Genomic DNA, 12,821 nt, shown 5'->3' with positions numbered 1-12,821 from the left:
TTTACTCCCCTTTGCCGCCGGCAGCAGTATTAGCTGCCTGTGCGGTGGCCGGGCTCTTTGCGCCAACGTTAGTGGCTTCAGTGGCTTTCACTTCAACGCCAGGTCTGACGAATTGCAGCCCTTCGGTGATCACGCGATCGCCGGCCTTCAGCCCGTCTTCAATCAGCCATTGGTTACCGACAGTGCGGCTGGCCTTGAGCTGACGCAGTTCGACCTTGTTGTCCGGACCGACGACCAGCGCGGTCGGAGAGCCTTTGAGGTCGCGGGTCACGCCTTGTTGCGGGGCCAGAATCGCCGCGCTGTCCACACCAGCCTGCAACTGAGCGTGAACGAACATGCCCGGCAGCAGGGTGTGATCAGGGTTCGGGAACACGGCACGCAGAGTTACGGAGCCGGTGGTCTGGTCAACCGAAACTTCGGAGAACTCGAGCTTGCCGTCCAGCTTGTACTGGCTGCCGTCTTCGAGCGTCAGCTTGACCGCGGCGGCATTATCGCCGGCCTTTTGCAGACGACCGCTTTCCAGTTCACGACGCAGCTCAAGCAGCTCCACCGAAGACTGGGTGACGTCGACGTAGATCGGGTCCAGTTGCTGAATGACGGCCATGGCGTCGGTTTGGCCATTGCTGACCAGCGCGCCTTCAGTCACCGACGAACGGCCGATGCGACCGGAGATCGGTGCGTAAACCTTGGTGTAGCGCACGTTGATCTGGGCGCTTTGCAGGGACGCTTCCGATTGCAGGCGGTTGGCCTGCGCGGTGTCGTATTCCTGACGGCTGACAGCCTGTTCATCGACCAGTTGCTTGTAGCGGTCGGAGATCGACTTGGTCGAACGCAGGTTGGCTTCGGCGCTTTTCAGGGTCGCGTCATAGACCGATGGGTCGATCTGATAAAGCTGCTGACCGGCCTTGACGTCGCCGCCTTCCTTGAACAGTCGCTTGAGAATGATGCCGTTGACCTGTGGGCGAACTTCGGCGATGCGGAACGCACTGGTGCGCCCCGGAAGTTCGGACGTCAGGGTGAAGGCTTGAGGTTGCAGGGTTACGACGCCGACCTGAGGGGTTGGTGCGGCAGGTGCCGCCTCTTCCTTTTTACATCCGCTGAGCAGCGATGCCAGGGCGACGGCAGTAACCAGAGCGGTAACAGCTGGCTTGAATTGCATGAAGATCCTCGGGTCAGGCGCGCAATTGCGCACAAGAAATGTGGAAGGTTAAAAAATTTTTGCCGGGTGGATAAGTAGCTTGCTAAGGAATATACTTACGTTCATGGTTGTTTGTAAAGGCCTTGGCGATGTATCCACACGGTTACAAAAGCCATCCAAAGGTTTGAATTGTAGGCCGCAGACGAAGCCCGAGAGCGCTCGCCCCACTTTTCTTCAGCTGATATTCAGACATCGCTGAAGCACCCCTGATTGAGGTTTTACTGCCATGGTCCGTCGTACCAAAGAGGAAGCTCAAGAAACCCGAAGCCAGATACTCGAAGCGGCAGAAAAAGCCTTTTACGAGCGCGGCGTGGCCCGCACGACGCTGGCCGATATCGCGACCCTGGCCGGCGTGACTCGCGGGGCCATCTACTGGCATTTCAGTAATAAGGCGGATCTGGTGCAGGCGATGCTCGATACCTTGCATGAGCCGCTGGATGAAATGGCCAAGGCCAGTGAAAGCGAAGATGAACTCGATCCGCTGGGCTGCATGCGCAAGCTGCTGATTCATTTGTTTCATCAAGTTGCCCTGGACCCGAAAACCCGACGCATCAATGAGATTCTGTTTCATAAGTGCGAATTCACTGATGAAATGTGCGACCTGCGCCAGCAGCGCCGAACGGTCAGTCTCGATTGCAATGTGCGAATCGCTCTGGCCCTGAGTAATGCGGTGAATCGCGGGCAGTTGCCGGAAGACCTCGACACGGCCCGCGCGGCCATCAGTCTGCATGCGTACGTCGATGGCATTCTGTATCAGTGGCTGTTGGCTCCCGACAGCTTTCAACTGCACACCGAAGCCGAGCGCTGTGTCGATACAGCGTTGGATATGCTGCGCTTGAGTCCCAGCCTGCGCAAATGAAACAAAATGCGTAATTGGATCCATTTGTGTCAAGAATTGAAGCGGGGAATGTCCCTGCTTCACTCGCCTTTCTGTAATGGGGTGCTTTTATATACGTACGTTTGCCAGGTTGATAGGTAGCGAGCTACGTATTTTGTAGGGATTTTGTGTCGAGTGTGTGAATGAATGTTAACCACCCGGGCTACAAGGGCGCCGAGCAGCCGATAAAGGGTATCGCGCTGATCTGCCTGGCGGTTTTGTTGTTCGCCAGTCACGACACTTTGTCCAAGTACCTGTCCGGGTTCTATCCGATCGTGATGGTGGTTTGGGCACGCTACGTGGTGCACACCTTGTTGATGCTGGTGATTTTCGTGCCACGCAGTGGTTTCTCGGTGGTGGTGCGCACCAAGCGTCCGGGTTTGCAGTTATTACGCGCCCTGTGCCTGATTGGCACCAGCCTGTTTTTCACTACCGGTCTGCGTTACATCCCCTTGGCTGAAGCCACAGCCGTCACTTTTCTTGCGCCTTTATTAGTGACCGCATTGTCCGTACCGTTGCTGCATGAGCGGGTAACCCGCAATCAGTGGCTGGCGGTACTGGGTGGATTTGTCGGCGTGTTGATCGTCGTGCGGCCCGGTGGTGCGCTGTTCACCCCGGCGATCTTGCTGCCACTGTGCTCGGCCTTGTGTTTTGGCTTCTATCAATTGCTCACCCGCCTGCTCAGCGGTATCGACAGCCCGACCACCAGCAACTTTCTCACCGGCATTCTCAACAGCCTGATCATGACTGCGTTGTTGCCGTTTTTCTGGAGCACGCCAACGTTGCTGCACGGCCTGTTCATGATCGGGCTGGGCACTTGTGGCATGCTCGGTCACATGTTGTTGACCCAGGCCTTCCGCCATGCAGCGCCGGCGATGCTGGCACCCTTCAGCTATGGGCAGATCCTGTTTGCGGGGATGTACGGGTATTTGATCTTCGACCATACCCCGGACAGCTTCGGCGTGATCGGGATCACGGTGATTTGCCTCAGCGGTCTTGCGGTCGCCTGGGGGCAGCGCAAACGCTGACAAGATCGCAGCCTTCGGCAACTCCTGCATTTGAATGGCGTACACCCTGTAGGAGCTGCCGAAGGCTGCGATCTTTTGATCTTCTATATGCAAAATGCAAAAGCCCCGGCTCTTTCGAGTCGGGGCTTTTGCATTTCAACGGCGGACGTTTACAGCGCCGGGTAGTCGATGTAACCGACCGGACCCTTCGCATAGAACAGTTCCGGACGTGCTTCATTCAACGGCGCATCGGCCTTCAAACGTGCCGGCAGGTCCGGGTTGGCGATAAACGGTACACCGAATGCCACTGCGTCAGCCTTGCCACTGGCGAGCCATTCGTTGGCGCTGTCCTTGGTGAAGCGTTCGTTGGCGATGTACGGGCCGCCGAAGGCTTCCTTCATTTGTGGGCCGAGGCTGTCACCAGCTTCTTTCTCGCGCGAGCAAATGAAGGCGATGCCACGCTTGCCCAGTTCGCGAGCGACGTAGGTGAAGGTCTCGGACAGGTTGTCGTCGCCCATGTCATGGAGATCGGCACGGGGTGACAGGTGCACACCCACGCGGCCCGCGCCCCAGATTTCGATGGCGGCATCGGTCACTTCCAGCAACAGGCGCGCACGGTTTTCCAGGGAGCCGCCGTAGTTGTCGGTGCGCTGGTTGGTGCTGCTTTGCAGGAACTGGTCGAGCAGGTAACCGTTGGCGCCGTGGATTTCCACACCGTCGAAACCGGCAGCCTTGGCGTTCTCGGCACCCAGGCGGTAAGCGTCGATGATGTCGGCGATTTCAGCGGTTTCCAGGGCACGCGGGGTTGGGAAGTCGGCCAATGGACGCACCAGGCTGACATGACCCTTAGGCTGGATGGCACTCGGTGCGACCGGTGCTTCGCCGTTCAGGTACAAGGGGTGGGAAATCCGGCCCACGTGCCACAGTTGCAGGAAGATTTTGCCGCCCGCGCCGTGGATTGCTTTGGTCACGTTGCTCCAGCCGCGCACCTGGTCGTTGGACCAGATACCGGGAGTGTCCGGGTAGCCCACGCCTATCGGTGTTACCGAAGTCGCTTCGCTGAGGATCAGACCGGCAGAGGCGCGTTGTACGTAGTACTCGGCCATCAACGCATTCGGCACACGGCCTTCGTCGGCGCGGCAGCGGGTCAGCGGCGCCATGATGATGCGGTTGGCCAACTCGAGGTCGCCCAGTTTGATCGGATCGAAAATAGTCGTCATGAAATAGCTCTCTTTTAGCGATCAGTTAGTAGCGGGGGCCAGTTCGGCATCGCCGTTCTGACGGAAAGTAATCAGGGTCACCAGCAATGCGAGTACCGCCAGTGCGGCTGCCGCGAGTGGCACGCGGGTGAGACCGAAGCCATGGGCGATGACGCTGCCGCCGACCCAGGCACCGAGTGCGTTGCCGACGTTGAAAGCGCCGATGTTCAGGGTCGATACCAGGTTGGGTGCCGCCTTGCCGTAGGTCACAACATTCACTTGCAGCGCGGGTACGGCGGCGAAGCACGCGGTGGCCCACAGGAACAGGGTGATTTCGGTCGGAATCACGGCAATGCTGGTCCAGGTCAGCACGGTGGATACGACCGCCATGGTGATGAACACACCGATCAGCGTCGCAGCCAGGCTTTTGTCAGCCAGCTTGCCGCCGATGATGTTGCCGACCGTCAGGCCCAGACCGATGAGCATCAAGGTCCAGGTCACGCCGCGTGGCGAGACTCCAGTGACCTCGCCCAACAGCGGGGCGACATAGGTGAACAAGGTGAAGACCGAGGCGGCGAACAATGCAGTCATGCTCAACGACAACCAGATGCCGGCGCCTTTGAGGGCGCGCAGTTCGGCGCGCATGTCGAGTTTCTCTTCGTCGCGCTTGGCCGGCAGGAAGCGGATCAGGCCGATCAGTGCAATCACACCGATCACGGTCACCGCCCAGAAGGTCGAACGCCAGCCGGCTTCCTGACCGAGCGCGGTGCCCAGCGGCACGCCGAGAACGTTGGCCAGAGTCAGGCCGGTGAACATCAAGGCCACGGCCAATGCACGTTTGTTGGCCGGTACCAGACCTGCCGCCACCACCGAACCGATGCCGAAGAAGGCGCCGTGACAGAGCGCGGTGACCACACGGGCAAACATCAAAACGTTGTAGTCACTGGCCAGGGCGCAGAGCAGATTGCCGATGATGAAGATGCCCATCAACGCTACCAATGCGGCCTTGCGCGGCAGCCTGGCGGTGGCCAGTGCCATGAACGGTGCGCCGATGGCCACGCCCAGGGCGTAACCGGTCACCAGCCAGCCGGCGCCGGGGATCGACACACCAAGATCGGCCGCCACCTCGGGCAACAGGCCCATGATGACGAACTCGGTGGTGCCGATGGCGAAGGCGCTCAAGGCCAGAATGAGTAGCGAGAGGGGCATTGTCAGTTCCTTGTCGGAGCGCGGAGCTCCTTGTCGATGGCGTCGAGGAACGCCTGAATCACGTCCTCGTTGCGTTTGAAGAAGTGCCATTGACCGGCTTTCTGGCTGCTGATCAGTCCCGCCCGTTGCAAGGTCGCCAAATGGGCGGACACGGTCGACTGCGACAGGCCGCAGCGTTGATCGATCTGTCCGGCGCAAATGCCGTACTCGTGGTTGTGGAGTTGTTCCGGGAACTGGACCTTGGGGTCTTTCAGCCAGATGAGGATGTCTCGGCGTACTGGGTGTGCCAGCGCTTTTATTATTTCGTCGAGGTCGATGGTCATGGTTTGGGCTCGTGATGAGTAAAACGCTATATCGCGATGAGGCGAACTTTAAATCGGTACTTCGCGATATACCAATATGATTTTGGTCTGATGACCGCATGAATCGGTATATCGGGTTATAACGATATGGATGGCGCAGTGCTAAGCTGCGCGCATGAACTATCTCGCACATCTGCACCTCGGTGGCCAGCGCCCCGGTCAAATGCTCGGCAGTCTGTATGGCGATTTCGTCAAAGGACGGCTGCAAGGGCAGTTCGATCCGGAGATCGAAGCGGCCATCCAGTTGCACCGCAGCATCGACGTGTTTACCGACCGCCATCCGCTGGTGGACATCGCCTTGTCGCGGTTTTCCCTCACGCGCCGGCGTTACGCCGGGATTGTGCTCGATGTGTTTTTCGACCACTGCCTGGCGCGGGACTGGACGCTTTACGCAGATCAACCGCTTGAGCAGTTCACCGCGCACGTTTATCGGGTGCTGTCCGCCGAACCGCAGCTGCCGGAGCGCCTGGCGCGAATTGCACCGCACATGGTGGCCAATGATTGGCTGGGTTCATATCAGGAATTCGAAGTGCTTGAGCAGGTGCTGCGGGGGATTTCGCGCAGGTTGACCCGGCCGGAGGAGTTGGCGGGTGCGATGGAGGAATTGCGGCGGTTGTATGAACCGTTGAGCGAGGATTTCCGGTTGTTCTATCCCCAGTTGCAGGCATTCGCTGCGACACCGCGAATCTAATGTGGGAGCGGGCTTGCTCGCGAAGGCTGCTTCACATTCAACACATGTGCTGACTGTCAAACCGCTTTCGCGAGCAAGCCCGCTCCCACAGGGGATTTGTGTCAGGCCGCGATCGCAGGGCGTAGCGGCTCCTGTTGTGTCTGCGCAATCGCCCCAAACAACGCCCTCTGCACCGCCTGCTGCGCTTCGAACGCCAGCGCCGCACGTTCCCGGTCCTGACATTCGATCGGTTTGAGCAGATGAATCTCCACCTCACCCCGATCATTGGCGAACAAGCGCATCAGGTGCGAGAGCAAATCATCATCGCCAATGAACGGTGCCAGGGTATCGAGCTCGCCGTCGCGCAGATAACGAATCGCCACCGGTTGCAGCGCCACTTCGGAATCGATCGCCGCGGACAGCAAACGGCCATGAAACGTACGCAGCGAGCGGCCATCGGTGGTGGTGCCTTCGGGGAACATCAGCAGTGGATGTTCCTGCTCCAGATGACGGGTCATCTGTTTGCGGATCAACTGACTGTCGCCTGAACCACGGCGAATGAACAGGCTGCCGGCCTTGGCCGCCAACCAGCCCGCCACTGGCCAGGTGCGCACTTCGGCCTTGGACAGGAACGACAGCGGCGTGAGCATGCCCAGCAGCGGAATGTCGGTCCAGGACACGTGATTGCTCACCCAGAGCATTGGCGCCTTTGGTAATTCACCATGCACGGTCACGCGAAAGGGCAGGGCATTGCTCAGCCGCGCCATGAAAAACCGCGACCAGCGCTGGCGACGGACCATCGAATGGGCAATCCCCAGTCGCTCGAACAACCCGAACACACTGGCCATGCTCAAGCCCAGCGTCACGACCAAAAGCACTCGCGCAATTCGCGCGTACACCCGCAAGCGGCTCATTACACAGCCGCCTTGAAGTGCTTGGCGTAGCGCGGGCAAAGCTCGTCGCGCTTGAGCAGGATGAACACGTCGGCCACCTGGAAGTCTTCGTCCCAGCACGGCTCGCCGCAGATTTTCGCGCCCAGGCGCATGTAGGCCTTGAGCAGCGGCGGCATTTCGGCGATGACGTTGGACGGAATATCGAGCGTCGGCAATGGCTTCTTCGGCTCGGCTCGCAGGTGTTCGGTGCACAGGTAGCGTTCGCGCAGACGCTGCATGATCGCGTGAGCTTGAATGCCGCCGTCCTGCATTGGGATGCTCGCGCAACCCATCAAATAGCTGTAGCCGCCCTGGTTCAGCACTTCGGCCAGTTCACCCCAGAGCACAGCGATAGTGCCGCCGTTGCGGTAGGCCGGGTCGACGCAGGTGCGACCGATTTCCAGGATCGGGCCTTTCAGATGGATCAGGCCATGCAGGCTGAATTCTTCTTCGCTGTAGAACTTGCCCAGGCTGCTGGCCGCTGTATGGTCGAGCAAACGGGTGGTCGCCACCAGGCGCCCGGTGTTCAAGTCACGCACGCCGATGTGGGCGCAGTGAACATCATAGTCATCCATGTCCAGACCCAGCTCCGCGCCTTTCAGCTTGGCGTTGAATTCGCCGCTGAACACGTTGAAGCGCAAGGCCTGGGCTTCCTGCAACGCCTCGGCGCCCACTAGGCGTTCGGCTTGCAGGCGGCGTTCATTGCCGGTGTCGCTGATGCGGGCGATCTGAGTCATTGTGAGTCTCCGTGCGGGCTGGCCACCCGTCTTGGGTTGCAGCCGATCGACTTTCTTTATGCAGCCGTGTTGTGCAAAGTCAGGCTATGTAGCCCCGGTGTCATCGCCATGAAGCTTTGGTGATGCTTATATGACAGCCCACAAGGAGCCTCTTATGCCCTGGCAAACCCTGTTGAAACGCCGCGATCGCCTGCCCGCCGACCCTGACCTGGGTGAAGGCTTTGCCACCTTGTTGCAACAGTTGGGCGCGGTGTCGCCGTTCGAATTGGCGGTGGCCGGCGGACGGCTGATGGCGACGCCGGGGCTGGCGTTTCTGGTGGGTTATCAGGCGGCGTTGCGCATGCTCTGGCCGAGCGCGCCGCTGAGCCTCGGCGCGTTGTGCGCGACCGAACAGCGCAGTTTGCGAGTGGCGGACATGCAGACCCGGCTGCGCGATCTGCGCCTGAACGGGCGCAAGGATTTCGTCACCGCCGGCGATGCCGCCGACTGGCTATTGGTCGCAGCTCGCAGTGAAGAACCCGGCGAAGTGCCGCGTTTGAACCTTGCGGTGGTTTACCCCGGCGAACCGGGTGTGCGTCTGGAAAAGCTCGCGCCCATGCCATTGATGCCGGACATAGGCCACGGCCGGTTGTTTCTCGACAACGCACTGTGTGAATTGCTCGCTGGGGATGGCTGGGATGCTTACGTCAAACCGTTCCGAACCCTGGAAGACATCTATGTGCTGAGCGCCATGACTGCGTGGTTGTTCGGCGTTGGCCAAGACAGCGACTGGCCGCAAACCTTGCAACTGCGCTTGCTGGCGCTGCTGGCCGGGTGCGCGGAAGTCAGCCGCCAGGCGCCGAACAATCCGGCCGGGCATGTGTTGCTGGGCGGGTTGTTTGCGCAGTTCGACGGGCTCAAGGCTGAAGTGAATCAGGCTCTGGCCGATGGCCCGCCACAATGGGCGGCGATGTGGCAGCGCGATCAGACAGTGATGGATTTGGCTGCGGGGGCGCGGGGCAAGCGGTTGGCCAAGGCGTTGGCGGGATTGTTATAAGGCTGAAGGGACCCTTCGCGAGCAAGCCCGCTCCCACAGGGGATTTGTGGTGAGCACAAAATGTGTGAACACCGCAGATCAACTGTGGGAGCGGGCTTGCTCGCGAAGGCGATCTCTTGGACGACACAAATTCCAAAACTGTCATCTAGCTCGACTAGGCTCTGCAGGTTCATCCCTCCGAGCCCCCCTCATGTTCAAAGGCTTGTCCCTGATTTACATGCTACTGCTCAGCCTCACAGCCCAGGCCGAAAACTGGCCGGCCGAGCAATGGTCGCCGGGCCCGAAAGTCACCGGCCCGGCACTTCAAGCCCTGGAAAACTACGCATTCCCACCCCGCGACGATGCCACTCACCAAGGCATTCGCACCGATGCCTTGCTGGTGATCCGCGACGGTCAGCTGATCTACGAACGCTACGCCGGCCCGACCACTGCACAAACGCCGCACCTGACCTGGTCAATCAGCAAAAGCCTCATGGCCACAGTCCTCGGGGTGGCCTATGGCGAAGGCTTGTTCAAACTCCAGGACCCGGCGGTGAGGTTCTATCCACCGCTGGAAAAACACCCCGCCATGACCATGGCCGACCTGCTGCACTGGGCCTCGGGCCTGGACTGGCAGGAGGATTATGAATACGCACCGTTGAAGTCCTCGGTGGTGGCCATGCTCTACACCCGTGGACACCGCGACATGGCCGCGTTCACTGTTGAGCACGACGAGTACGCCCAACCCGGTCAGGCATTCCGCTACTCCAGCGGCGACAGCAACCTGCTGTCCGCCGCGCTGAAAACCATCGTCGGCCCGGCCCGTTATCCTGATTATCCATGGACTGCGCTGTTCGAACCCTTGGGGATTCGCAGTGCGGTGTGGGAAGCGGATGCCACGGGCACGTTTGTCGCATCGTCCTACGCCTATCTCACTGCCCGGGACCTGGCGCGGGTCGGCCTGTTGATGGCGCGCGACGGTCGTTGGCGTAAGCGGCAATTGCTGCCCAAGGAGTGGGTCGACTTCAGTCGTGAGCCTTTCGCCCGCTATCAAGCCAACCAGGATGAAGCCGTGCCCGGCGGGCATTGGTGGCTCAATCGCGCAGTGGATGGCGCGACACAACCTTGGCCCGATGCGCCCGCCGACACCTTTGCCGCGCTGGGCCATTGGGGTCAGGCGATGTACGTGATTCCCAGCGAGAAGCTGGTGATCGTGCGCTACGGCGATGATCGCGATGGAAGTTATCGGCACAACGATTTGCTAAGACTCGCGTTCAAGGCATTTGCCATGAAGGTGCAGCCATGAGCCGCCGCAGTCTTATTCGCCGTCGGCCGTTCAGCGCGCTGTTGCTGGTGCTGCTGATCGCCTTGCTTGGCTGGGGCTGGCAGGAGCGGGTGGCGCTGTGGGCCTTCCCGGACATCATCAGCGCCTACACCGCCAAGGAATACTGCTCGTGCCGCTATGTGATGAACAATCCGGCCGGGTATTGCCAGGGCTATGTGAAGCAGTATTTGCCCACCAACGGGTTCGTCGATGACGCCGCGAACAAGCGCGTGACGGTGGGGGGTATGGGGCGCAGCAATAGCGCTGTTTGGATTGGTGAACGCCAAGGCTGTCGGTTGATGCCCTGAAAAGATCGCAGCCTTCGGCAGCTCCTACATTGACCGCGTGCAACCCTGTAGGAGCTGCCGAAGGCTGCGATCTTTTGATCTTTTGATCTTTTGATCTTTTGATCTTTTGATCTTTTGATCTTTTGATCTTTGCGGTTTGCAATGCGCCCACGGCCAGTTAAGGTTCGCTCAGGTTTATCTGCCCATGAGTCTCTATGTTCAACCGCTTTGTCTGCAAAACCCTCGCCTCCCTGCTGCTGGCCGGTGTCACCGTGTCGGCCCAGGCCAATTGGTACTTGGACGGCGAGTCCTCGCGGCTGTCGTTCATCAGCACTAAAAACGCCAATATTTCCGAAGTGCAGCGCTTTCTGGTGCTGCACGGCAAGGTCGATCCCAAGGGCCTGGCGCAGGTGGAGGTTGAGCTGGAGTCGGTCAACAGCGGCATTCCGCTGCGTGACGAACGCATGCGCAAGGAACTGTTCGATATCCAGACGTTCCCTGAAGCGCTAATCAGCACGCAAATCGATCTACGGCCGATCAACGACCTGGCGCCCGGTGCGCAACTGGAGTTGCGCTTGCCGCTGACCGTCAACCTGCATGGCAAACAACACCAATACAACGCCGAACTGCTGGCGACCCGTCTCGATGACCGGCGCTTTCAAGTGGTGACTCTCGAACCTTTGGTGATCAACGCTGAAGACTTCGACCTGGCCCCGGGCCTGGAAAGCTTGCGCAAGGTTGCCGGTTTGTCAGCCATCAGTCTGTCGGTGCCGGTGGGTGCGGTGCTGATTTTCACGGCGCGCTGAGATGCGCGGCGCAATTTTCCCGTGGCGCGAAGGCAATCGCTTTGAACTGCTGATCGACGGCCCGCAGTTTTTTCCGCGAATGCTGGTGGCGATTGCCCGCGCCGAAGAACAAGTCGAACTGGAACTGTACCTGGTGGAGGCGGGAGCCTGCGCCGAGGCCATGGTTCAGGCGCTGGTCCAGGCTGCCGAACGCGGTGTGCGGGTGCGCTGCCTGTTCGATGACTATGGCAGCCTGGCCTTTACCCTGACCTTGCGTCAGCGACTGATGGCCGCCGGTGTCGAGTTGCGTTTCTACAACCGCCTGAGTTGGCGACGCTGGGTGGGCAATTTCTACCGCGATCACCGCAAGTTGCTGCTGGTGGATCAATGCCTGGCGGTGGTCGGCGGCACCGGGGTCACCGATGAGTTCTGGACCCCGGGCGAAGACACCAGCGAATGGCACGAAGTGATGGTGGAAATCACCGGTCCCTTGGTCATCGACTGGCAGTTGCTGTTCGACCGCCAATGGATCGCCAACCGCCATCGGCGCGCCTGGAAACCCACTGCGCACTTCGGCTTGCCGCGCCTGCCGCGAGTGCCGGCCATGGGCGAGGGCATGGGCCGGGTCGCCTATGCCGATGCCCGTCAACACCGCGATATTCTGCAATCGCTGGTTCGTGCGCTGAATAGCGGCCAGCGCCGAATCTGGCTGGCCACGCCGTATTTCCTGCCGACCTGGAAAGTCCGCCGTTCACTGCGCCGGGCGGCGGCTCGTGGCGTCGATGTGCGTTTGCTGCTGACCGGGCCGCGCACCGATCACCCGTCGGTGCGCTACGCCGGGCATCGCTATTACCCGCGACTGCTCAGGGCCGGGGTGAAGATCTTCGAATACCAGCCGTGTTTCCTGCACCTGAAGATGGTGTTGATCGATGACTGGGTGAGCATCGGCTCGTGCAACTTCGATCACTGGAATCTGCGTTTCAATCTGGAAGCCAACCTCGAAGCCCTGGACCCCGGGCTGACCCGGGCGGTGGCGGCGAGTTTCGAGAATGACTTTGCCCTGAGTCAGGAAGTCAGCCTCGAAGCATGGAAGCGCCGACCGTTGTGGCGGCGGGTCAAGCAAAGGGTGTGGGGATGGGTGGATCGGCTGGTGGTGAATCTGTTGGATCGACGGGGTTGAGCCCCATTTGTGCAACACCCTAAACCTAATGTGGGAGCG

General features: G+C 60.1%; 14 protein-coding genes. 8 read left to right on the top strand and 6 right to left on the bottom strand.

What is annotated here, in order from left to right; genetic code table 11:
* Window position 1: 1 nt before the first annotated feature.
* Complete coding sequence (gene emhA / locus PMI36_RS06440; RefSeq protein ID WP_008074553.1) at window positions 2-1,159, bottom strand: efflux RND transporter periplasmic adaptor subunit EmhA; 1,158 nt, start codon at window positions 1,157-1,159, stop codon at window positions 2-4.
* 265 nt (window positions 1,160-1,424) lie between these two features.
* On the opposite strand from emhA, the gene emhR reads away from it, so the two are divergent.
* On the top strand, window positions 1,425-2,057 hold the full coding sequence (emhR, locus tag PMI36_RS06445; RefSeq protein WP_008074550.1) for an efflux system transcriptional repressor EmhR: 633 nt from the start codon (window positions 1,425-1,427) through the stop codon (window positions 2,055-2,057).
* Window positions 2,058-2,218: 161 nt separating this feature from the next.
* Window positions 2,219-3,103: a DMT family transporter gene (locus tag PMI36_RS06450; RefSeq protein ID WP_008074548.1), complete on the top strand. Its 885-nt coding sequence runs from the start codon at window positions 2,219-2,221 to the stop codon at window positions 3,101-3,103.
* 149 nt (window positions 3,104-3,252) lie between these two features.
* Here PMI36_RS06450 and PMI36_RS06455 read toward each other — a convergent pair whose 3' ends face one another.
* Genes PMI36_RS06455 through PMI36_RS06465 form a run of 3 tightly spaced genes read right to left on the bottom strand, consistent with a single transcriptional unit; the run spans window position 3,253 to window position 5,813 of the window.
* Window positions 3,253-4,302, bottom strand: a complete 1,050-nt coding sequence (locus PMI36_RS06455; RefSeq protein ID WP_008074545.1) for an alkene reductase — start codon at window positions 4,300-4,302, stop codon at window positions 3,253-3,255.
* Between the two features lie 21 nt (window positions 4,303-4,323).
* Complete coding sequence (locus PMI36_RS06460) at window positions 4,324-5,490, bottom strand: MFS transporter (RefSeq protein ID WP_008074543.1); 1,167 nt, start codon at window positions 5,488-5,490, stop codon at window positions 4,324-4,326.
* 2 nt (window positions 5,491-5,492) lie between these two features.
* Window positions 5,493-5,813, bottom strand: coding sequence for an ArsR/SmtB family transcription factor (locus PMI36_RS06465; protein WP_007903797.1), 321 nt, complete (start codon window positions 5,811-5,813; stop codon window positions 5,493-5,495).
* A 154-nt stretch (window positions 5,814-5,967) separates the two neighbouring features.
* Here PMI36_RS06465 and PMI36_RS06470 point away from each other — a divergent pair, with 154 nt between their 5' ends.
* Window positions 5,968-6,543: an acyl carrier protein phosphodiesterase gene (locus tag PMI36_RS06470; protein WP_008074542.1), complete on the top strand. Its 576-nt coding sequence runs from the start codon at window positions 5,968-5,970 to the stop codon at window positions 6,541-6,543.
* A gap of 101 nt (window positions 6,544-6,644) precedes the next feature.
* Here the strand turns inward: PMI36_RS06470 and PMI36_RS06475 are convergent, their stop codons facing one another.
* The gene (locus PMI36_RS06475; protein ID WP_008074541.1) at window positions 6,645-7,436 is read right to left on the bottom strand and encodes a lysophospholipid acyltransferase family protein; all 792 of its coding nucleotides are present in this window, start codon (window positions 7,434-7,436) and stop codon (window positions 6,645-6,647) included.
* On the bottom strand, window positions 7,436-8,191 hold the full coding sequence (gene olsB, locus PMI36_RS06480) for an L-ornithine N(alpha)-acyltransferase (protein WP_008074540.1): 756 nt from the start codon (window positions 8,189-8,191) through the stop codon (window positions 7,436-7,438). The genes PMI36_RS06475 and olsB overlap by 1 nt, the downstream gene beginning before the upstream one ends.
* A gap of 154 nt (window positions 8,192-8,345) precedes the next feature.
* Here olsB and PMI36_RS06485 point away from each other — a divergent pair, with 154 nt between their 5' ends.
* The 5 genes from PMI36_RS06485 to PMI36_RS06505 all read left to right on the top strand — a co-directional run bounded on the left by PMI36_RS06485 (window position 8,346) and on the right by PMI36_RS06505 (window position 12,782).
* Window positions 8,346-9,227: an acyl-CoA dehydrogenase family protein gene (locus PMI36_RS06485; protein ID WP_008074539.1), complete on the top strand. Its 882-nt coding sequence runs from the start codon at window positions 8,346-8,348 to the stop codon at window positions 9,225-9,227.
* A gap of 190 nt (window positions 9,228-9,417) precedes the next feature.
* Window positions 9,418-10,512, top strand: coding sequence for a serine hydrolase domain-containing protein (locus PMI36_RS06490; protein WP_008074535.1), 1,095 nt, complete (start codon window positions 9,418-9,420; stop codon window positions 10,510-10,512).
* Window positions 10,509-10,838, top strand: a complete 330-nt coding sequence (locus PMI36_RS06495) for a hypothetical protein (RefSeq protein ID WP_008074534.1) — start codon at window positions 10,509-10,511, stop codon at window positions 10,836-10,838. The genes PMI36_RS06490 and PMI36_RS06495 overlap by 4 nt, the downstream gene beginning before the upstream one ends.
* Before the next feature lie 194 nt (window positions 10,839-11,032).
* Window positions 11,033-11,623 carry a YceI family protein gene (locus PMI36_RS06500; protein WP_008074532.1) on the top strand — a complete coding sequence of 197 codons (591 nt, stop codon included), beginning with the start codon at window positions 11,033-11,035 and terminating at the stop codon, window positions 11,621-11,623.
* A gap of 1 nt (window position 11,624) precedes the next feature.
* Window positions 11,625-12,782 (top strand): phospholipase D-like domain-containing protein, encoded by a 1,158-nt coding sequence (locus tag PMI36_RS06505; RefSeq protein WP_008010850.1) that lies wholly within the window; start codon window positions 11,625-11,627, stop codon window positions 12,780-12,782.
* Window positions 12,783-12,821: the final 39 nt, after the last annotated feature.

The organism is Pseudomonas sp. GM79, from assembly GCF_000282495.1.
In the GTDB taxonomy this organism is placed as follows: domain Bacteria; phylum Pseudomonadota; class Gammaproteobacteria; order Pseudomonadales; family Pseudomonadaceae; genus Aquipseudomonas.
Note: the sequence above shows the minus strand (reverse complement) of the source record. Positions and strands in the feature narration are given on the sequence as shown.

What these genes read in the sequence shown, in the direction of transcription:
- olsB (WP_008074540.1), bottom strand. Translation starts at nt 8,191, where the DNA reads ATGACTCAGATCGCCCGCATCAGCGACACCGGCAATGAACGCCGCCTG.
- PMI36_RS06460 (WP_008074543.1), bottom strand. Translation starts at nt 5,490, where the DNA reads ATGCCCCTCTCGCTACTCATTCTGGCCTTGAGCGCCTTCGCCATCGGC.
- PMI36_RS06475 (WP_008074541.1), bottom strand. Translation starts at nt 7,436, where the DNA reads ATGAGCCGCTTGCGGGTGTACGCGCGAATTGCGCGAGTGCTTTTGGTC.
- PMI36_RS06455 (WP_008074545.1), bottom strand. Translation starts at nt 4,302, where the DNA reads ATGACGACTATTTTCGATCCGATCAAACTGGGCGACCTCGAGTTGGCC.
- PMI36_RS06495 (WP_008074534.1), top strand. Translation starts at nt 10,509, where the DNA reads ATGAGCCGCCGCAGTCTTATTCGCCGTCGGCCGTTCAGCGCGCTGTTG.
- PMI36_RS06465 (WP_007903797.1), bottom strand. Translation starts at nt 5,813, where the DNA reads ATGACCATCGACCTCGACGAAATAATAAAAGCGCTGGCACACCCAGTA.
- PMI36_RS06505 (WP_008010850.1), top strand. Translation starts at nt 11,625, where the DNA reads ATGCGCGGCGCAATTTTCCCGTGGCGCGAAGGCAATCGCTTTGAACTG.
- PMI36_RS06500 (WP_008074532.1), top strand. Translation starts at nt 11,033, where the DNA reads ATGTTCAACCGCTTTGTCTGCAAAACCCTCGCCTCCCTGCTGCTGGCC.
- PMI36_RS06450 (WP_008074548.1), top strand. Translation starts at nt 2,219, where the DNA reads ATGAATGTTAACCACCCGGGCTACAAGGGCGCCGAGCAGCCGATAAAG.
- PMI36_RS06470 (WP_008074542.1), top strand. Translation starts at nt 5,968, where the DNA reads ATGAACTATCTCGCACATCTGCACCTCGGTGGCCAGCGCCCCGGTCAA.
- emhA (WP_008074553.1), bottom strand. Translation starts at nt 1,159, where the DNA reads ATGCAATTCAAGCCAGCTGTTACCGCTCTGGTTACTGCCGTCGCCCTG.
- PMI36_RS06490 (WP_008074535.1), top strand. Translation starts at nt 9,418, where the DNA reads ATGTTCAAAGGCTTGTCCCTGATTTACATGCTACTGCTCAGCCTCACA.
- PMI36_RS06485 (WP_008074539.1), top strand. Translation starts at nt 8,346, where the DNA reads ATGCCCTGGCAAACCCTGTTGAAACGCCGCGATCGCCTGCCCGCCGAC.
- emhR (WP_008074550.1), top strand. Translation starts at nt 1,425, where the DNA reads ATGGTCCGTCGTACCAAAGAGGAAGCTCAAGAAACCCGAAGCCAGATA.